Genomic DNA, 20,845 nt, shown 5'->3' with positions numbered 1-20,845 from the left:
ATGGACAGCACGTCCCTCTAAAGATAACGTAACTTTAATCTTTGGAGATTCAAGAAATGGCTAAACGTTTTAGTCCTGAATTTAAACAGCAAGCAATTGATTATGCACTTTCAAACTCGCACGAATCTTTAGCTGCAATCGCCCAGAAATTAGGTGTTGGTTATTCAACATTGGATAAATGGATTCGTGAAATCAATCCGGCGGCTTCAAGCAAACGCCAACTTTCATCAGAACAACAGCGGATTTTAGAATTAGAGAAAGAAGTCAAACAGCTCAGGGACGCCAATGACATCTTAAAAAAAGCGCATGTGTACTTTCTGACAGATCATGCCAAGAAAAGTACACGGTAATTCAAGATCTGGATGTGAATGAAGTCACTGTATCTTCTGCCTGTAAATGCCTGGGTGTCAGCACTTCAGGCTATTATGCCTGGCGAAAACGCCAGACCAATCTAGCGCAGAAATATAATGATTTAAAAGCCGTGTATTGGCAGCATCATGCACGATTGGGTGCACCTTCATTGGTACATGACATGCATGATTTAGGTTACAGCATGAGCGAACGAACCGTTGGAAGAATGCTTAAAAAGCTTGGTTTACGTAGCAGGATTGCACGTAAATACAAGCATACGACTGATTCAAACCATCGTTTGCCTACAGCGCCTAACTTGTTGGATCGTCAATTTACGGTCAATGAACCCAATAAGATCTGGACAACGGATATTACCTATATCCGTACTAAGCAAGGTTGGCTGTATTTATGTGTGATGCTGGATCTATTCAGCCGTCGTATTGTCGGTTGGCAAACCAACCATCGAATAGACCGTCAATTGGTGTGTGATGCGTTTCATTATGCAATGGCTCGTCAGGGGTATCCAATGGGTGTCATGGTACATTCGGACCAAGGCTCACAGTACTGTAGTCGTGATTTTAGGGCGCTATTATTGACGAATAACTGCGTTCTAAGTATGTCACGCAGTCTTGCGCAGTATACTGCTCATGTTGGGATAATGCAGTGACTGAAAGCTTCTTTCATACATTGAAAGGTCATGTGGTCCATGGCAGTGTGTTTGCCACTCGAAAAGAAGCGAATGCTGTCTTGTTTGACTATATTGAGATTTATTACAATCGAATCAGAAGACATTCTGCAAACGGCTGGTTAAGCCCAGAAGCCTTTGAACAGAAATATTTCAAGAATTTAGAGGGATTTGTTGTCCACGATACTGTCTAGGATCAGACCAAGCGTTTGATGTATTCTGGTTTAAAAGTTTTAATACGATTTCAATATTTAGAAGTTAATCATGAAACATCAAGAAAAAATGTTTTTTCTTATACCGAAACTCCGCGTATGAATGAACTCAGGAATCGAACAAAGAAGCAAAAATTGGAAGAGATTTTTTCTAAAAAGAAAACAGAATTTTTAGATCAAATTAAAGATAAAGAAAATAATATTGAGTTTCTACAATCATTATTATCGGATGATAAAACATTAGAGAAATATTTTATTAACCATAAAGAAACTATGGAGAATGATATTAAAAATATAAAATCAAATATTAAATTAATGGACGATATAATGAATAAATAAACGTTTCTCAATTAATTTATTATAGTAAAAACAATAGCTTAAAATAAAAAATAATTACTTGACTTAAGCATTCCCATCCGATATTTTTTCGTCAAATTTATTCAAAATTCGTCTGATATGATCAAGTCAATTAAGCAAGTTAGAGATGATTTTTCTCAGTCTGGAATTTCTATAGCCGAATGGGCACGTATTAATAATTTCTCACCTGATCTTGTATATCGAATTTTAAAAAATAATAAAGTCCCACTACGCGGAGAGAGTCATAGAATCGCAGTAAAATTAGGTATTAAGGAGCAAAGGTATATGGATTAAATTATTTATTAATTCTTGTTTATCAGCAGATAAGCATAAAGACCCATACATATTGATGTATAGGCCTTTATGAATTTGTCTTTAACTTGCAGGTCCAAGACAAATTCATTCTAAGTGGCATTGATTTTTTTATCAATGTTTATGGTGCTTTCTGCTTTTTATTTTTACTTGATATAATTTCAAGAGAGTAACTATGCAGACAGTAAAAGTCATCGCAAAAGTGGTAGATGATAATTCAGGTGTTTTTACAGAAATACCCGTATTACTTGATCAGAACAAAGAACCAATAAAACAATTAGTTGAATATGCTTTGAAGTTAAAGCGTGATGGTAGGAGTCAAGCGACCATCAGTAATTGCATCAAAGCAACACAACTTCTACTTGAATACATGGTTGTGCATGTAAATGGATTTACCTCGCTACAAGCCATGTTTGAGAGTTTTAGTAGTCGATTATATACAGGAACTATTGGCGATGATGGATTAGATCCCTCCGGGCTGTATTGGCTACCTTGCAGTAAACAAGTAGCTCGCTTACATATCGATGCATTAACTAAAATTACTAATTGGTTGGCAGATAAACATGGTGCGGTTTCAATGAATCCACCGGTTGAAGCTGACAGCTTGACGCAACGCCTTAATTACGCTGCATGGTTTCGTAGAAACCAACACAACTTTCTTGGTCATATCAAAGATAAGCATGTCAATACTACCGTTCGTTACGCTCGTAGCATTCAAGGAAAGCGTCCTTTAGGTAAGCAATCTCAAGATGCTATTGAATTTCCTGAACGTTATTTTGAAGCCTTTTATTTCGATGGTTTGGGTGGCGCAGTAGATCGCAGGGCTGCATTGCGTGATCAACTAATCTTACTGCTCATGCATGGTGGTGGTTTACGAGAATCTGAGGCTTTACACCTATGGCTTGAAGATGTCTTTATTGACCCATCGAACGAGAATAGTGTTCAGATTCGCATCTATCATCCAGAAGATAGTAAAGCCCCGAATAACTGGCGAGGACGTTCAGGAAAGACAACTCGTGCAGCCTATCTCAAAGAAAAATATGCTTTAACCCCTCGCAATCATCTTATGGGTAAAAAGCATGTTGGCTGGAAAAATCGGGTACTTGACAGCAAAGATGGATACATAGAAGTGCATTGGTTTCCAATAATCTTTGGGGAGGTATTTGCTAGACTTTGGCAAAACTATACTCGATTTTTGTCAATTATTGAGCGCAATCATCCATATGCATTTGTGAGTTTCCATCGTAATCATACTGGTAATCCCTACACGCTTAATGCATTTCACTACAATTACTGTCAAGGTTTAAAGCGTATTGGACTTAGACCTTGTAAAGCCGATGGATTATCACCTCACTCACACAGACATAATTATGGAAGACGTTTACGCAGGGCTGATGTACAAGAAATTGTGATTAAGAAATGTTTACACCATGCATCATTACAGTCACAAGCGGTCTATACCACACCAACAACAAAAGAAGTCACTGCCAGTCTTAATGTAGCGACACAGCGACTTTTAAACCCGATAGAGCCTGTAGAGAAAATAGGTACGCGTAGCTGGGAGGTATTAACTGAGCGTGGTTTTAATGATATTGACCCTGAAGAATTATTTACTGGAAAGTATCGAAAATTAGGAAAGCGCAATGGTAGATAAAAAAACAAATAAAAGGAAGAAACAGGACGGTCGTTCTTATGATTTTACCCTACAATGGCTTGTGAAAAAATACGGTCAAAAATGGGAAATATGGCGCCAATTAGCCGAGGAATGGATAACGAATCAAGATGTAGGAACAGCGGTTAAACTTGAGGCTTTAAGTAATTTTTTTGATATTTACCTCACTAGTTCAGCTCCCTTCACCTCTGATGTTTTGAGCTTATTCTTAGGCAAAAATGGTTGGCATGCTTCAACCAATGAACTTAAGCGCATTCTGCTGGAAAAAACAAATAAAGGTGATAATAGATCTACAGCAAATATATTAAATCATACCACCCACTTTATTGATTGGGTGCTCAATACACATCTAAGTCAGAAAGACGATAATGGCAAAACTATTCGTTTGTACACCAATCCTTTTGAAAAAGTAAAAAGTAAAGTTAGCAACACCGAAACGATACATAATCCGCTGCCATACCGTTATATTTGTGATTTACGCCATATCTTGTGTCCAAAACCACGAGGACACTTTGTAGATTGGTTGTGGGCGCAACAACAGACAGGTCAAGGTGCAACTCAAGGCGGCGATTGGTTTGAAGTCGATGAAAACCTGATTGATAAAAAGGACCAAGATTGCGTATGGCGCAGTAAAAAAATTACTCGCAATAATAAGCGTATAACCATTTATCAAATTTGGTCTCCTGTAACCAGTATGGTGCTGTTTATTAAACTGCATTTGCCATTACGTACTTATCAGGTACGTATGCTTGATTCTGGTGAGGCAGACACTCTACGTTATGAGAATGGCAACTGGATTAAAAATCCACATACTTTTGCCTTTAATCACTACAGTAAAACAAATTGATATTAAAAGTTAAACTTACATCTTACTTTTATTCTATACACTTTCAACTAGAAAGAGCTTATGAAGGGTTTTATTATTTTAGGGTTTGGCTTCAAACTGAGTTCGATAAACCAAAGCTGTGAAGAAGCAAACCAAACAGACTAGCCAAATATAATACATCGCGCCAATGTTACTATAGAGACTGAGCCATTGAACCAAAGGGAGTGTGATGCCTCCTGCAATGGCATAGGCGACATTGTAGGAAAACGAAATGCCCGAAAAGCGGATCGAAGCAGGGAACATCTTGACCATGCTATAGGACACAAGCCCAACCGTGCCTGAAAAGAATCCCAAAAGCATATACAGTGCAAACACCGTAGTTGGACTGACCGCACCTAAACTGTGATAGAAAATGGTTGCGATAGCGGCGACACCGAGCGAGCCAAAAATCAAGACCTTGGCTGCACCAAAGCGATCGGCTAAGGTCCCAGCGAGTATACATCCCAGCATTTGCATGATGATCGCAGCACTTTGCATTTGAAACGCATCGCTACGTTCAAAGCCAAAGGCACCCGTCAGTAAGTTTGGCATGGCTAAAATCAGAACCACTACACAAGCAGTTAAGAACCAAGTCAAGAGCATACCAATCACCACGGCGGTTTTATGACGGGCTAAGACTTGTTTGACCGGCATTTCTTTAGAAAGCTCTTTACGTGCTTGCATGGCTTTGAATACTGGGGTCTCTTTCAAATAACTACGTAAATACAAGGCCACTAAGCCAAAAATACCGCCCACAATAAAGGGAATGCGCCATGCCCAATCATGTACAGATGTTTCACTAAACTGAAGAGAAATGAACAGTGACATTAAAGCACCGAGCAAGATGCCGAGTGACAAACCAGCCGTAAGTAAGCCATTGGCAAAACCAATTTTTTCAGATGGAACATGCTCAGAAACAAAGGTCCATGCCGCTGGAATTTCTCCACCAATTGCAATGCCTTGTACCACCCGCATAAGGAGCAAAAGCAGCGGTGCAGTATAACCAATCGTTTCAAAAGTTGGCATAACCCCGATCATGAGGGTAGGTAAAGCCATGAGCAAAATAGATAAACTAAAGAGACGCTTGCGCCCGATGAGGTCGCCAAAGTGCGCCATGACTACACCGCCAAGTGGACGGAAGAAGTAACCTGCGGCAAAAATACCGTAAGTATTCAGCATGGCCCAAAATGGGCTGAGCCCTGCGGGAAAGAACAACTCAGAAATAATTTTGGCGTAAAAAACATAAATAACAAAGTCATAGAACTCAAGTGCACCACCGAGTGATGACAGCCCAAGGGTACGTTTGTCTTCTCTGGTCAAACGTGGTGTTGCATCCATGCGTATATTTCCAAAGCTGAATAAAGGTTTATATTTGATTTTAAAGAAGTCTTTTTTGAATGAATAATCAATCTTTCTTTACTGGGGCTGAACTAAAAATTATACATGAATCAACATAGTTGATTTGACGGTCAACGTAAATATATAACGCAGGCGAGATAAAAAGCTTATGATATAAAAAGAATAAATAGGTATAAAAATTTAGGATTTGTGTATGAGTGTCATTTTACCTGTTGCACAACGTGGTGAAGATATTTTAAGACTCAAAGCTGCTCGCGTCGCAGATGCAGAATTTAATAGCGACTGGCTCATGCAGTTGGCCTCGGCCATGATTGCGACCATGTTAGAGCGGAGCGGTGTGGGCATTGCTGCACCACAAGTCTATATTTCAAAGCGGGTCATTATTGTGGCTTCACGGCCAAATTTACGCTATCCCGATGCGCCTGAAATGGACGCCGTGGTGATGGTCAATCCTGAAATTTTAGAGTTTTCGCAAGCAATGACCTTGGGTGAAGAAGGCTGTTTAAGTGTGCCGAATGAACGCGGACAGGTACAGCGTGCGCAAAGTATTAAGGTGCTGTATCACAGTTTGACTGGTGAGGTAATGGAAAGCACTTTTGAAGGTTTTCCTGCACGCATTGTGCAACATGAAATCGATCATCTCAATGGTATTTTATTTGTCGATCGCCTGAGTGCTTAGTCACGAGTGTCATTTTATTCATCTTTATATTTAAACTGTTGCGGGGTCTGTCCCAAATGACGTTTAAACATGGTACTAAATGCACTCGGATTGCTATAGCCAAGAGATCTTGCAATCTGCGCGACAGATTCACCACTGGCAATTTTACTTAAGGCATGGGCAATATGCATTTGCTGAACCCATGTGCGATAAGACAGCCCCGTTTCCTTTTGAAACATGCGCATCAAGGTTCTGGAGCTGGTGCCAATTTCATCTGCCCATGTGCTTAAATCTTTTAACTGATCGGGCGTACTTAATAGTGCTTGGCAAATATTCATTAAGCGTTTGTCTTGTGGCCACGGAATTTGAATGGGCAACAGATTGGCTTTATGAATTTCATCAAAAATTAAAATCTGTAAAGATCGAGACAGTTCATCAGAGCTGATCAGCTCGGAAGGTGGAATGTGTTCTATCGCATTGAGCCGAATCAATAACTCATGCAATAACTTGCTGACCCGAATAATAAAACAATGTTGCCCCAGCAGTGCAGCTGCATCGGCCTGAACCAATGCAGTATTGAGTTTAACTCGGCTTAATGAAATCACACTATGCTCGACATGGGTCGGAATCCATAGCGCGCACATCGGCGGCACGATCCAAACGTGGTTTGGGGTGAACACTTGAATCATCCCTGTCGAAGCATACAGAAACTGCGCTCGCGAATGGGTATGCGTAGGGGTAATCTCTCGGTAGGTATGCTCAGAAGAAAGCCCAATCACCAATTCGGACATTTCGGTTTGAATCAGAGAATTTGGCATGTGCAGTTTAAAATTGTCAGTTATACAATGATTATTGGAAGATAGTCTTATGAATGACATTTTACAATCAATGCCTGATGAAAAATACATGGAGTTTGCGAGGGATGTCGTCTTCAATTCAAATGAAAGAGGGTATGGGCGAAGCTACAATCAATGAGCAACCGCAAGGTATGATTATAAAAGTGGTGGGAGCGGTGGCGGTTGCGCATCTACTGAATGACTTGATTCAAGCCGTTTTGCCAGCCATTTATCCAATGCTGAAAACCAATTTTTCCTTAAGCTTTGCGCAAGTCGGACTGATTTCATTGGTCTATCAAATTACGGCATCGCTACTGCAACCTTGGATTGGACTCTATACCGACAAACATCCGAAACCTTATCTGCTCCCACTCGGTATGGTGGTGACTTTTAGCGGCATTTTGCTGTTGGCATTTTCACCGAATTTTATCGTATTGCTCATGGCATCGGCATTGATTGGTGTGGGTTCCTCGACCTTTCACCCTGAAGCTTCACGTGTGGCGCGTATGGCTTCGGGTGGGCGTTTTGGTACAGCACAATCAACCTTTCAGGTTGGTGGTAATACAGGTACAGCCATTGGGCCTTTATTGGCGGCGCTGATTATTGTGCCTTTTGGACAGCACGCCGTGGCATGGTTGATTGTATTTGCCTTACTGGCAATTTGGGTGCTGTTCGGTGTCAGTCGTTGGAGCATCAGCCACAGTAAAAAACAGTTGGCAGCCAAGGCACAGCAAGTTCAAAGCAAATTACATGGACGTCAATTGGTTATTGCGCTGTCGACCATTTGCGTGTTGATGTTTGCCAAATTTACTTACATCGCCAGCATCAGTAACTATTTCACTTTTTATTTAATGAACAAGTTTCAGCTCAGTTTGCAAAGTGCTCAGTTGCATCTATTCGCCTTTTTGGCAGCGGTGGCTTTGGGTACATTTGCAGGGGGGCCGATTGGAGACCGAATTGGGCGTAAAGCGGTAATTTGGGTATCTTTTGTTGGTATGGCGCCGTTTGCTTTGATGATGCCACATGCCAATCTATTTTGGATGACCATACTTTCGATTATCACAGGTTTAGTAATGTCCTCTGCCTTTGCTGCAATGGTGGTCTATGCTCAAGAAGCTGTTCCAGGGCGAGTTGGCATGATTGCAGGTTTGATGTTCGGTTTAATGTTCGGTGTGAGTGGCATCGCCGCAGCAGGCTTAGGATATTTGGCTGACGTCAAAGGCATTGAATGGGTGTTTGGCGTGTGTGCGTTATTGCCTTTACTCGGTTTGGCGACCTTCTTTTTACCGAAGACTCAAGTAAACTAACTGAATACTGCTGACCTTTAGTTTTAATCGCGCTATCTTATCAAACTAAGATGGCGCGATTGCATTTCGGCAGGATGATAATCGTTCGTTAAAAATGCATTGGGTGTATACATGCTTTGGCTCTGGAGGATTAATGCGATGACTGATCTGAATGGTGTACTCAAATTTTCCTTGGGCGTAGATCAACTTTCATTTGAAATGGATGGGCAGCATATTCAGTTAGACAAAGGTTTAAGCTTTATACAGTCAAACAGTATGCGTCGTGGGCTGCTAGATGAGCTTGCGATTGAGTCGATGATTTATATGATTGAAGAGCTTTTAGAATCCGTTCAGATGAAGTATGCCCAACCCAAGATTGCCACCACTTCAGATATATTATTCCAAAAGGTTTTAGCATTATTTTTTCCAGATCAGCAATCGATTGACCGTGTGCAACTTGAAAGTGCTTTTAATACTTTTGTTGAGCGTAGGGAATACTATGTGTCTCAAGTGGCTGATGACGGTATTTCAAGTTTGGTTTACTTTATTGTGCTGCGCGAGATGATGCATCACTGGAATGTGGTAGAGATTCAATTAGAACAGCTTGATTTTGAGTGACATTTATTATGCCAAGATTCTTAAAAGAAGATATAAAAACCAAGTGAGTTGTAATGCAACCTTATAATAAAAATTTGAAACAACTGTCTCGTGATCTTAGAAATAATATGACTGATGCTGAAAAGCGTTTATGGTCAAAGCTTCGTGCTAAGCAAATTTTAGGTTTGCAGTTTTATCTGCAGAAGCCACTTTTAAATTTCATTGTGGATTTTTACTGTCCTGCTGCAAATTTGGTGATTGAGTGTGATGGTGGGCAACACTTTACTGAAGAAGGTTTAGAAGCTGATCGGGTTAGAGATGAGGTTTTAGTCGAATTAGGACTTGTAGTGTTGAGGTTTAGTAATAGACAGGTTTTGACTGAAATTGATGATGTTATTGAACTTATATTTCAAACCGCCCAATCCAGAATCCCCCTAAATCCCCCTTTATAAAGGAGGACTTGCCGTGAATTTGATGATGGTATTGGATTCACGAAACTCCCTCCTTTTTAAAGGGGGGAAGATTACAAATTTCCTTCGTATATTTTTTTAGCTTCTACTGCTTTATCTAGTTTTCGATGAATAAGAGAAATCATTGATAAAATATCAAGAGCATCTTGTTAATTGATTTCCCATGTTACTTTTGGAACATGCGCTGTAGTGTTTCTAAAAGTTCCAAATACCCCTTTTAATAAATTCATGAATCCTTTTTGCTCGCTTTCATAACTTTCAGTTGTTAAGTTATTTAATGCTAAATAAGGAATTTTACCTTTATATGAAAAAGCATGATCAACTAACTCAGAACCATCACTGGTTAAATTAGTTTTGATTCTGATCTTTTCGGCAATGCTTTTAGTTGCTTCAAAGACTGTGTGGAAATAATTGTCGACTAATAATTCGGCTTTACAAAATGAGAGCACGTCTGGATGTATATTTCTATCTATAAGAATTCTTTTAAGTTGGGATGCGCGTTCTTCAGCTTCAGAAAATGTTTTAACTGTATTTACATATTTTATAGAACCACTTTCAGTTATTTCAAAGCCTTCAAATGAAAGAACATAATTTAATTTCATTCTTATTTGTTCAAACCATGTTCGATTATCTACATGGCGAGATGGTCTAATCACATGTTGAATGAAAGCTATAATATTATTTGCACATTGGTCTTCCTTTTGTTTAAGGGCTAGTGAATCGTATAAACGTTTCCACTTAGTAGAATTTATTTGAGGGTCTTTAATATTGCATTCGGATAAATATTTACTAATTTCTGTACCAGTAAGTCCATCAGCAGTATCACCTAAAATTTTACAAATAGATTCTAAACTTGCTAAGTCAAATTTTTAATTATTGCCATTTGATAGTTTTCTAAAATATTTATTTGGTAAATTAGACCTCTTGCGAAAGTAAAAACTGCCTCAATATAGATTTCATGAAATATCAGAAATTAAACCGTTTTTCAGATTCTGAATTCAAGCGCTTGGTTGGTGTACCTCGACCAGTTTTTAGTGAAATGGTCGAAGTTTTAAAAGAAGCAGAATCACTTAAAAAGAAATCTGGGCGTCCTCATACTTTAGTTATAGAGGATCAATTATTATTAACACTCAATTACTTACGGAATTACAGCACTCAATTGGAATTGGCTGCAAATTACCATATCGCTGAAAGTAATGTGAATCGAACCATTAAAAAGGTTGAAGATGCATTAATGAAATCAAGGCGTTTTACCCTGCCAAAACGAAGCATTACAACAGCAGACGAACAATTTAACTGGGTCATTATTGATGTTACAGAATGTTCAATAGAACGCCCGAAAAAAAAATCAGAGTAAGTTCTACAGTGGTAAAAAGAAGAAACATACGCTAAAAGCCCAAGTGATCTATCATCCGAAGAGTAAACAAATCATAGGAGTAGATATATCTTCTGGCAGTCAGCATGATATTAAATTGGCAAGAAAAACAGTAAAAAAATTCAAACATTTTGAATATGTTATGACCGATTTAGGGTACTATGGGTTAGGGTAAGATGGCTTTAAATTGTTGATACCAATAAAGAAAAAGAAGAATTTACCCTTATTTGATGTTGAGAAAAAGTACAATAAAATGATTGGAAAAATACGAGTTGTAATCGAACATATTAACAGTCAATTGAAAAGATTTAGAATACTAAGTGAACGCTATCGAAATCGACGGAAAAGATTCGGTTTACGCATTAACTTAATCGCTGCACTGGTAAACCGGATGAACTTGCAATAACGACTTTCGCAAGAGGTCTATTATATATTTTTTATTTAAAGATCAATGCAATCCCTCCCAACCTCCCTTTGAAAAAGGGAGAAGCTGTCACGCAATTCATTTAATCACATGACATCCCCCTCTTTTTTAAAGAGGGGTTAGGGGAGATTATAATAACTCTAAATTAAACAATCGAATCATCTAAATTGGGGGCTAACCAACGCTTCGCCTCATCCAGTGACCAACCCTTACGCTTCGCATAATCTTCAAGCTGATCTTGAGAAATCTTGCCCACATTAAAGTATTCACTTTCAGGGTGTGAATAATAGAAACCACTGACAGAAGAAGGCGGCATCATCGCAAAGTGTTCAGTCAGTTTCGTACCAATCTTCGCTTCCGAACCTAACCAGTCAAATAACACCGCTTTCTCAGAATGCTCTGGGCAAGCAGGGTAACCTGGCGCAGGACGAATACCGACATACTTCTCTTTGATCAATTCTTCATTGCCCAAAGTCTCATCGGCTTTATAGCCCCAGAACTCTTTACGGATACGCTCATGCAAATGCTCCGCAAATGCCTCGGCAAAACGATCCGCTAAAGACTGAACCAAGATCGCAGAGTAATCATCACCTTTGGCTTTATATTCATTCGCCAATTCCTCTGCACCAAAGATCGACACAGTGAACCCACCAAGGTAATCGGTATTGTCTTTCGAGGTGCTAATAAAGTCGGCTAAAGATAAATTCGGCTTGCCTGTAACTTTGTCAGACTGCTGACGCAAGTGTTCAAAAGTATGCGTGACATTCTGCGCTGTTTCATCAAACACGCTGACTGTATCTGCACCTGTACGTTGAGCAGGGTATAGACCAAATACAGCACGGGCATCGAAACGGTTATTCTCAATCACATCTTTGAGCATGGCTTGCGCTTGATTGTATAAATCCGTTGCCGCTTCACCCACAACTTCATCTGTCAGGATTTTCGGGAATTTACCTGCCAAACTCCAAGAAATAAAGAAGGGTGTCCAGTCAAAATACTCCACCAATGTTGCTAGTGGGTAGTTGGTCAGTACATGTGTACCCATCGTATTTGGAATAGGTGGCACATAATTCGCATCCACTTTAAAGCCATTTTCGATTGATTCGGCATAGCTGAGTTTGGCAGCTTTCGGTTGCTTATTGGCTAAACGCTCACGGATTTTGGCATATTCAGCACGATGTTCAGCAATAAAATTACCGCGCATTTCTTTCGAGAGTAGGGTGGTTGCCACACCGACTGCACGAGAAGCATCGGCCACATAAATTACCGCATCATTTGAATATTGAGGGTCAATTTTGACTGCGGTATGTGCTTTAGAGGTGGTTGCACCGCCAATCAACAATGGAATGTCAAAGCCTTTACGTTGCATTTCTTTGGCAACAAACACCATTTCATCCAAAGATGGGGTGATCAAACCTGATAAACCGATAATGTCACATTTTTCATCAATCGCGGTTTGCAGGATTTTTTCCGCAGGCACCATGACGCCGAGGTCAACGATGTCATAACCATTACAGCCCAAGACCACGCCAACGATATTTTTACCAATATCATGTACGTCACCTTTTACCGTTGCCATTAACACACGACCTTTAGATTGTGCATTGCCTTTTTCAGCTTCGATGTACGGGTTCAACCAAGCCACAGCTTGTTTCATCACACGTGCAGATTTGACCACTTGAGGTAGGAACATTTTGCCTGAACCGAACAGGTCGCCGACCACGTTCATGCCATCCATCAATGCACCTTCAATGACATCAAGAGGACGTTTGGCTTTGAGGCGGGCTTCTTCGGTATCTTCGTCGATATAGGTAGTGATGCCTTTTACCAACGCATATTCGAGACGCTTTTCAACTGACTCATTGCGCCATTCAAGATTTTCAGCTTCACGCTGCGCGCCACTATGACCACGGAATTTTTCTGCCACTTCAAGCAGTTTTTCTGTGGCGTTTTGACCAGATTCACCTTGATTTTGGTTCAATACAACATCTTCAACCGCGTCTTTCAGTTCTTTTGGAATATCGTCATAAATCGCCATTTGACCAGCGTTCACGATACCCATAGTCATGCCTTGTTTAATGGCATAGTAAAGGAACACAGAGTGAATCGCTTCACGTACAGGTTCATTACCACGGAATGAGAAGGAGACGTTAGAGACACCACCCGAGATCATGGCATGCGGTAAGTTCTGTTTGATCCAACCTGTAGCTTCAATAAAATCGACGCCATAGTTATTATGTTCTTCAATCCCTGTTGCCACGGCAAACACATTCGGGTCAAAAATAATATCTTCGGCTGGAAAGCCAACATCATTGACTAAAACATCATAAGAACGTTTACAGATTTCACGCTTACGTTTTGCGGTATCTGCCTGACCTGTTTCATCAAAGGCCATAACAATTATCGCAGCACCGTACTGACGGCATAAGCGCGCTTTTTCGACAAACTCGTCATAACCTTCTTTTAAGGAAATCGAGTTGACGACTGGCTTACCTTGTACGCATTTCAAACCAGCTTCAATGATTTCCCATTTTGATGAGTCAATCATGATTGGCACACGAGAAATATCAGGCTCAGATGCAACCAGATTCAGGAAATGCACCATCGCATTTTGCGAATCGAGCATCCCTTCATCCATGTTGATGTCAATGATCTGTGCACCAGCTTCAACTTGTTGTTGTGCAACTTCTAAAGCTTCAGCAAACTTTTCTTCACGGATGAGACGTAGGAATTTTTTTGAGCCTGTGACGTTGGTACGTTCACCGACGTTCACGAATAGCGAATCATCATAAATGTTAAACGGTTCTAAACCACTTAAACGGCAGGCAGGTTTGGTTTCTGGCACCTGACGTGGCTGAATGTCTTTCACTGCATTGTAAATTGCACGGATATGATCAGGCGTTGTACCACAGCAACCACCGGTAATATTGATCAAACCACTTTCTGCAAATTCTTTAATGAAGGCTGCGGTTTGTTCAGGGGTTTCGTCATATTCACCAAAAGCATTTGGCAAGCCTGCATTTGGATGCGCTGAAACAAAAGTATCGGCTACATCAGCAATGGTTTTAACGTGTGGACGCATCGCGTCTGCACCGAGCGCACAGTTAAAACCAATTGAGAGTAAGTCACCATGACGAACCGAGTTCCAGAACGCTTCTGCGGTTTGACCTGTTAAGGTACGACCAGATGCATCGGTAATGGTGCCCGAAATCATGATTGGCAGTTCACGACCAATTTGCTTGAACACTTCTTTCACCGCAAAGATTGCCGCTTTACAGTTCAAGGTATCAAATACGGTTTCAATCAGGATGATGTCTGCACCACCTTCAATCAACGCATGCGTCGCTTCAATGTAGTTTTCTTTTAATTCATCAAAAGTAATGTTACGGAACGCAGGGTCGTTTACATTCGGTGAAATCGAACAGGTACGTGATGTGGGTCCCAATACACCTGCCACAAAACGTGGTTTGTCAGGGGTTGAGTATTTTTCACAAGTGGCTTTGGCTAAACGTGCTGCTTCACGGTTAATTTCAGGCACCAAATCTTCCATGTGGTAATCCGACATGGAAACACGTGTGCCGTTAAAGCTGTTGGTTTCAATAATGTCTGCACCAGCATCGAGGTATGCTTCATGAATGCCTTGGATAATTTGTGGCTGAGTCAGCACCAAAAGATCGTTGTTGCCTTTGAGGTCAGAAGCCCAATCTACAAAGCGTTCACCACGATAATCTTCTTCTTCGAGCTTGTGACGCTGAATCATGGTACCCATCGCACCATCGATAATAAGGATGCGCTCGGCAAGAAGTGCTTTTAAGGTGGCAAGTGTAGACATTCAAAACTCACAAACAGGTTTTCAAAACGTGCAATATTTTAGCAGAAAAGCAGGTTGATTGATGCCTAATTCAAGTGGTATTGGCTATATGGCAAATAAAAAAGGCTGATTTAGCTTTAGTTTTCACGAAAGTGAAATATAGACCCGCTATGTTAATAGATCAGAAGAAATAGAGATGAAAAATATTGATTGGAGCAGATTGTTACAGACAGCACAGCCAAATGTAAAAAAATAATTCAGCGTAATCCGCACCGAAAAGTTAAATTTTGAGCCAGCACAGTGCGTTCAAGGCTTATAAGCGATTTACTGCTGATCTAAAATAAGCCAATTATGAAAAAATTGGCTTCATGTGACACGCATTTGTCATATAATTGTCACAATTAAATTGAACAATAGGGGATATTGATATCCTCTTTAGCCGTCTGCATGAATTCTAATATTCCTCCCGTCCAAGATCAGGTGCACGTGACACAGGTCAAGTCGACGAATGTGCACGTACCTACACCGAAATTTTTTATGCCGGTGTTTTTAACGGTCATTATTTCAACGCTAATTTATATTGGCTTTCAGCTTTCTGCTGACTTATCGCATGTTCCTGCACTGAATCTTTACTCTTTAATTCTTTTAGCGACGGCATTGTTCATTGCTTTGGGTTTTGAGTTTGTAAATGGCTTTCACGATACTGCCAATGCGGTTGCAACGGTCATTTATACCAATGCACTGTCTGCACCTGTTGCGGTGATGTGGGCAGGTTTCTGTAACTTCCTTGGGGTTATGGTCGCAAGTGGTGCAGTGGCTTACGGTATTATTGCGCTGCTGCCCGTTGAGTTGATTATGAATGTCAGCTCAGGCGCAGGTTTTGCCATGGTGTTTGCCATGTTGATTGCTGCGATTTTGTGGAACTTGGGCACATGGTTCTTGGGTATTCCAGCATCAAGTTCACATACTTTGATTGGTTCAATCTTGGGTGTGGGCATCATGAACTACCTGATGCATTCGGGTAGCGGTGCTTCGGGTGTAGATATGGATCAGGTGATTAAAGTCGGTAAAGCTTTACTGTTTTCACCCATGATCGGTTTTGCTTTTGCAGCAGTGTTGTTCTTATTGGTGAAAAAAATCTTTAAGAAACAACTGGAACTATTTCAACCACCTGAAGGCAACAAACCACCACCTCCACTGATTCGTGCCATTTTGATTTTTACTTGCACAGGTGTGAGTTTTGCGCACGGTTCAAATGACGGTCAAAAAGGTATGGGTCTAATCATGCTGATTTTGATTGGTATCGTGCCTTTGGCTTATTCTTTAAATAAGAATTTAGATTCACAGCATATTCAGTCATTTGCTCAACTTTCAGATCAAACTGCGGCTGTGATTTATCCGAATCATAACGATATTGCAGATGAAAAAGCCCGTACGGTGATCACGCAATATATTCAAACCAAAGAAATGACCCCAGAAGTCGTACCTGCTTTAGCCAGTTTGACAGATCATTTGGGTGAGCGTGTTGGTCATTATGGAGATCTTAAAGATATTCCTGAAGCTGAAGTTTCTGCACTACGTAATGACATGTACTTAAGCACGACAGCATTCAAACGTTTGGATAAAGCGGATCAATTGCCGGCGATGTCTGAAGCGGGCAAAAAGACAGTAAAAGAATATCGTAGTAACTTAGATTCATTCTTACAGTACATCCCAACATGGGTGAAAGTGGCTGTGGCATTGGCTTTAGGTCTTGGTACGATGGTGGGTTGGAAGCGTATTGTGGTGACTGTAGGTGAGCGTATTGGTAAAAACCATATGACTTATGGTCAAGGCATGTCAGCAGAGCTGGTGGCGATGACTACGATTGCAGCTGCTGATGGCTTTGGTATGCCCGTATCGACCACACACGTATTGAACTCTGCGGTAGCAGGGACCATGGTGGCGAATAAGTCAGGTCTAAACTTTGCAACAGTGAGAACCATTCTTTCGGCTTGGATCTTTACCTTGCCAGCAACGATCTGTTTATCAGGTGGTTTGTTCTGGTTGTTCCTACAGTTTGTTTAATCTGATTGGTAAAAACCAATAATAAAAAACGCTACCGAAGGTAGCGTTTTTTTAGCTCTGTATTTTATTGAAGCGGGTATTCAAGGTCTTACTTTTTGAGTAAAGCAAATACCTTGTTGAGTGGTAGCTTGTCTGCGGCAAAACCATAAAGTGCTGCAAAGGGTAGTGCGGTACGTGCTAAATAAGCGACACGCCATAAGCCACCGTGATTGGCACCATGCATCATCAGCTCTAGAGGATGTTCAAGTTTGTTCTCTGGATTGGCTACAGACTCAGGATTGCGCAGATCATGGATCCATAAAGCCGCCATGATGGCATTGGTGGTTGCTGGCTTAAAGGCTTCAACATCAAACAAGCTCGCCCCATTAAATGCGGCTTTGAGCAGTGGATTTTTGGTGACAGAATGCGTGGTGGTTGATGGCGCAATGTTGATGCTGACGCGCTGACCTTCTGAGCGAGCAAGCGTTGCACGCCACTGCTGAATACGTTTAGCCAACGCATAGTTCGGCCCTTGTTCAATCACTAAACAGTCGGCGATACCATAAGACTTCGTATTATCCGACTCGATGAGCTCATGTAGGTTTTTCTTAAAAAATAGTTGTCCGCTGAGGGTTGAAATACTCTTGCTAATCATCTGCTGCGTTTTAGAGCGTCCACTGAACTTTTGCTCAGACGCTGTAATGACTTCTTCTGAAACTGCATAGACATCGGTAGGTGTACACATATACATCAAACTGGTATCTGCTTTTTGTGCACTGACATATTGCATGATCGCATCCATTGCAACGGAAACGCGGACATGTTTTTCACCATCCAAATAAGCAATCGCAGCCAAATCTAACTGATGTGGGTTTTGTACCAACCATTGTGCAATTTCAGGTACTTGTGTCAGTAGGTTTGCGCCTAGTTTTTCTTTTAAAACAGCGACAGGTGTTTCTGCACTCAGCGCTTCAACCGATGGGGCATATAGCGTGGCATTGCCGTGTTGGATAGTGTCTAAAATTTTGCCCCATACACGACTATTGGGTAAATCAACCGCCACAATATTGGCTTTCCATTGGGCTAACCATGTGAGTGGACCTACTTCAGAGGCCGCACCGAACAAAACCATCGTGCGATCTGATAAATCAAACCATTCAGGATGTTCCACACAAGCAATCAGTGCTTCAGCATGGCTTGGTTCAATCACACCTGCATCTAACCATGTTTGGATTTGTGCAAGTAAAGTACCCCCTTTGAGTTGTTGGCCTTTATAAGGCACTGACCATTCAGGCGTCGCATGACTTTCGCCTTTGAGTTTAATAGTATGCAGTGGTGCGCTTTCAAGTGACATTACATCTTTGAGGAGATGCTTTTGCCCATCTCGATAAAACTCAAACACATTATGTGCTTTGTTGAGCCCATCTTGTGCCATTTGAATCGGTGCAATTTGATTACGAATCCCAAATTCAACTAAGGATTTAAAATAGCGTGGATATTGTTTACGCCAGTTCTTTTCTGTAAGTGCAGTAACAGAGCTTTGGTGATCAACATTGGCTAAGGCCTCTGCAATAATCTCTTTCCCTGTACGTGAGGTACTAACTTTTTGTGTTTTCGAGTAAATTGGAAATTGAAGACCATCTAAGGGATTGGACATGCAAGAAATCTCACTGGCATTTGCTATTTATATACAGTTGTAAACATTATCTATGCCAAATCAAATTCCTGCTTGGCATTTCATGCCAAATTTATGTAAAAATATATGTAATAAAAAAGCCTTCTGAACAGAAGGCTTTTGAGTTTAGCAGCGACCTTTTTTGGCCTGTCCGGGTGGACAGAAATCGCCTTGGCCATGAGGATAATAAGAACGATCAGGATCGACGATGATACTCCCTTCAGGGGTGTGTACCGCACAGGCTGTAAAACTGAGGCTGATCATCAAGGCTGCAAATATAGACATTATTTTCATCGCAATTTCCTTGGTTTATAGTTGTCCTGATGTTTATTGTAAAAATCAGGACCACCCGTTGCTGTGAAAAAATGTTACTAAGCCTATATGCGTATGGATGCAATCCATTTGCAATCTAGGGGTTCGGCTTTAAATAGGTAACTGGGTTAATTTGCTCAGAAAGTGTGGGATAAGACGCGGCTCTAAAATTAAGGTCATGATGACCCCATAAGCAGCTCCCCAAAGATGGGCGCTATGATTGATGTTGGAGTTGCCTTTTTTACCTGACCAGATGCTATATGCCACGTACAACACTGCAAAAATAATCGCAGGTACTGGAATAAAAAACACAAAAATTAGCTTCCAAGGTTCAAACAACACATAAGCGAACAATACCGCAGAGACCGCACCAGAAGCACCAAGGCTTGCCCAGCGCACATCATTCTTATGTTTTAAATAACTTGGTAAAATGGCAAAAATTAAGCCACCCAGATAAAACAAAATAAAACCTAACTCATAGAAGTATTGGCGGTAAAAACTTTCAATAATGCTACCAAAGAAAAACAAGGTGAACATATTGAACAGGAGATGCATACCATCGGCATGAATAAAGCCATGTGTAATAAAACGATCGTATTGTCCACGTTGCATCGCAGGAGGCCAGAAAATCAGACGGTTCATCACGTTCTGATTTGAAAATGCCACCATAGAAATAATGACCGTAATAATAATGATCGTAACTGTATGATTAAAAGGTAAATCCAACATTTCTGAGATGTTCTACATATAACTATCTTGTGGTCATAATGCCATTAAATTGAGCGGAAAGATGAACTTTCATAATAAATCCGACAATTTTGGTTGATTTTTTTTCATTACCCCGCATCTTCAGTTAAAATAGCAGCTTCAGCTTGAGGAAATGATTGTTATGTCGACTGAGAACAGCAGCACTGCAGTTGCAGAGGAAATTCCAAACTTATTGATTACTCCAACTGCACAAGAGTATTTACGTGATTTACTAGAAAAACAAAATACACCTGGTATTGCTGTACGTGTATTTGTTGAAAATCCGGGTACACCACGTGCTGAATGTTGTATGGCATATAGCGCGCCTGAAGAAGTGATCCCAACCGATTACCGTCAAGATTATCCAGACTTTCCTGCGTATATCGACACACCGTCTATTCCATATTTATTAGATGCAGTGATTGATTACAACAAAGACCGTTTTGGTGGGCAGTTAACTTTCCGTGCACCAAACTCGAAAGTACCACGCGTCGGTCCTGATGCATCGATTGAAGAGCGTATTACTTATATTCTTCAGTCTGAAATTAACCCTGGTCTAGCAGGGCATGGTGGTAACTGTGCATTGGTTGAAGTAGTTGAAGATGAAGAGCATGGTTTAACGGCTGTGCTGAAGTTCGGCGGTGGTTGCCAAGGTTGTTCAGCAATTGATGTCACCTTGAAACAGGGTGTTGAAACGACGTTACAACAACACATTCCTGAGTTACGTCGTGTTATTGACCAGACAGACCATACACAGGCGGAAGGCGCGTACTTCAAATAATTTTTAAACCATTT

Annotated in this window: 16 protein-coding genes and 3 pseudogenes; 12 read left to right on the top strand and 7 right to left on the bottom strand. The window is 40.8% G+C overall.

What is annotated here, in order from left to right; genetic code table 11:
* Positions 1-56: 56 nt before the first annotated feature.
* The 5 genes and pseudogenes from ACFN7Z_RS11895 to ACFN7Z_RS11875 all read left to right on the top strand — a co-directional run bounded on the left by ACFN7Z_RS11895 (position 57) and on the right by ACFN7Z_RS11875 (position 4,436).
* Positions 57-1,230 (top strand): annotated as a pseudogene (locus ACFN7Z_RS11895) (IS3 family transposase).
* Positions 1,231-1,587: pseudogene (locus ACFN7Z_RS11890) on the top strand (hypothetical protein); the annotation flags it as partial.
* Between the two features lie 117 nt (positions 1,588-1,704).
* Positions 1,705-1,899: a DNA-binding protein gene (locus tag ACFN7Z_RS11885; protein WP_130235045.1), complete on the top strand. Its 195-nt coding sequence runs from the start codon at positions 1,705-1,707 to the stop codon at positions 1,897-1,899.
* Between the two features lie 193 nt (positions 1,900-2,092).
* A complete protein-coding gene (gene gmtY, locus ACFN7Z_RS11880) occupies positions 2,093-3,571 on the top strand; it encodes a gamma-mobile-trio recombinase GmtY (RefSeq protein WP_130235046.1) in 1,479 nt (492 codons plus the stop codon).
* Positions 3,561-4,436 carry a VPA1269 family protein gene (locus tag ACFN7Z_RS11875; protein ID WP_130235047.1) on the top strand — a complete coding sequence of 292 codons (876 nt, stop codon included), beginning with the start codon at positions 3,561-3,563 and terminating at the stop codon, positions 4,434-4,436. Before gmtY ends, ACFN7Z_RS11875 begins: the two co-directional genes overlap by 11 nt.
* Positions 4,437-4,514: 78 nt before the next feature.
* On the opposite strand, the gene ACFN7Z_RS11870 is transcribed toward ACFN7Z_RS11875, so the two are convergent.
* The gene (locus tag ACFN7Z_RS11870) at positions 4,515-5,792 is read right to left on the bottom strand and encodes an MFS transporter (protein WP_130235048.1); all 1,278 of its coding nucleotides are present in this window, start codon (positions 5,790-5,792) and stop codon (positions 4,515-4,517) included.
* Between the two features lie 214 nt (positions 5,793-6,006).
* Between ACFN7Z_RS11870 and def the strand changes: the two genes are divergently transcribed.
* Positions 6,007-6,492 (top strand): peptide deformylase, encoded by a 486-nt coding sequence (gene def / locus ACFN7Z_RS11865; RefSeq protein WP_130235049.1) that lies wholly within the window; start codon positions 6,007-6,009, stop codon positions 6,490-6,492.
* 14 nt (positions 6,493-6,506) lie between these two features.
* Here def and ACFN7Z_RS11860 read toward each other — a convergent pair whose 3' ends face one another.
* Complete coding sequence (locus tag ACFN7Z_RS11860) at positions 6,507-7,289, bottom strand: helix-turn-helix domain-containing protein (protein WP_058869192.1); 783 nt, start codon at positions 7,287-7,289, stop codon at positions 6,507-6,509.
* 104 nt (positions 7,290-7,393) lie between these two features.
* Here ACFN7Z_RS11860 and ACFN7Z_RS11855 point away from each other — a divergent pair, with 104 nt between their 5' ends.
* The 3 genes from ACFN7Z_RS11855 (at position 7,394) to ACFN7Z_RS11845 (ending at position 9,642) form a co-directional block, all read left to right on the top strand.
* The gene (locus ACFN7Z_RS11855; RefSeq protein WP_130235050.1) at positions 7,394-8,614 is read left to right on the top strand and encodes an MFS transporter; all 1,221 of its coding nucleotides are present in this window, start codon (positions 7,394-7,396) and stop codon (positions 8,612-8,614) included.
* A gap of 138 nt (positions 8,615-8,752) precedes the next feature.
* Positions 8,753-9,211, top strand: coding sequence for a hypothetical protein (locus tag ACFN7Z_RS11850; protein ID WP_130235051.1), 459 nt, complete (start codon positions 8,753-8,755; stop codon positions 9,209-9,211).
* 53 nt (positions 9,212-9,264) lie between these two features.
* Entirely contained in the window at positions 9,265-9,642 is a 378-nt protein-coding gene (locus tag ACFN7Z_RS11845; protein ID WP_130235052.1) for an endonuclease domain-containing protein, read from the top strand.
* Between the two features lie 167 nt (positions 9,643-9,809).
* Here ACFN7Z_RS11845 and ACFN7Z_RS11840 read toward each other — a convergent pair whose 3' ends face one another.
* Positions 9,810-10,262, bottom strand: coding sequence for a TIGR02391 family protein (locus tag ACFN7Z_RS11840; protein WP_228259164.1), 453 nt, complete (start codon positions 10,260-10,262; stop codon positions 9,810-9,812).
* 356 nt (positions 10,263-10,618) lie between these two features.
* On the opposite strand from ACFN7Z_RS11840, the pseudogene ACFN7Z_RS11835 reads away from it, so the two are divergent.
* Positions 10,619-11,441 (top strand): annotated as a pseudogene (locus ACFN7Z_RS11835) (IS5 family transposase).
* 163 nt (positions 11,442-11,604) lie between these two features.
* Here the strand turns inward: ACFN7Z_RS11835 and metH are convergent.
* Positions 11,605-15,291, bottom strand: coding sequence for a methionine synthase (metH, locus tag ACFN7Z_RS11830; protein WP_159151829.1), 3,687 nt, complete (start codon positions 15,289-15,291; stop codon positions 11,605-11,607).
* 426 nt (positions 15,292-15,717) lie between these two features.
* On the opposite strand from metH, the gene ACFN7Z_RS11825 reads away from it, so the two are divergent.
* Entirely contained in the window at positions 15,718-17,337 is a 1,620-nt protein-coding gene (locus ACFN7Z_RS11825; RefSeq protein WP_005399885.1) for an inorganic phosphate transporter, read from the top strand.
* An 88-nt stretch (positions 17,338-17,425) separates the two neighbouring features.
* Here ACFN7Z_RS11825 and ACFN7Z_RS11820 read toward each other — a convergent pair whose 3' ends face one another.
* From ACFN7Z_RS11820 to ACFN7Z_RS11810, 3 genes are all read right to left on the bottom strand, one after another.
* Entirely contained in the window at positions 17,426-18,973 is a 1,548-nt protein-coding gene (locus ACFN7Z_RS11820; RefSeq protein ID WP_395441824.1) for a hypothetical protein, read from the bottom strand.
* Positions 18,974-19,117: 144 nt separating this feature from the next.
* Positions 19,118-19,285, bottom strand: coding sequence for a hypothetical protein (locus tag ACFN7Z_RS11815; protein ID WP_004694400.1), 168 nt, complete (start codon positions 19,283-19,285; stop codon positions 19,118-19,120).
* A 129-nt stretch (positions 19,286-19,414) separates the two neighbouring features.
* Positions 19,415-20,032, bottom strand: a complete 618-nt coding sequence (locus tag ACFN7Z_RS11810; protein WP_062034421.1) for a rhomboid family intramembrane serine protease — start codon at positions 20,030-20,032, stop codon at positions 19,415-19,417.
* Positions 20,033-20,192: 160 nt separating this feature from the next.
* Between ACFN7Z_RS11810 and nfuA the strand changes: the two genes are divergently transcribed.
* A complete protein-coding gene (gene nfuA / locus ACFN7Z_RS11805; RefSeq protein WP_004981041.1) occupies positions 20,193-20,831 on the top strand; it encodes a Fe-S biogenesis protein NfuA in 639 nt (212 codons plus the stop codon).
* Positions 20,832-20,845: the final 14 nt, after the last annotated feature.

Origin of the sequence: Acinetobacter sp. P1332, assembly GCF_044057475.1 — a bacterium.
In the GTDB taxonomy this organism is placed as follows: Bacteria; Pseudomonadota; Gammaproteobacteria; order Pseudomonadales; family Moraxellaceae; genus Acinetobacter; species Acinetobacter johnsonii.
The sequence above is the reverse complement of the archived record's forward strand: the minus strand, read 5'-3'. Positions and strand labels throughout refer to the sequence as shown.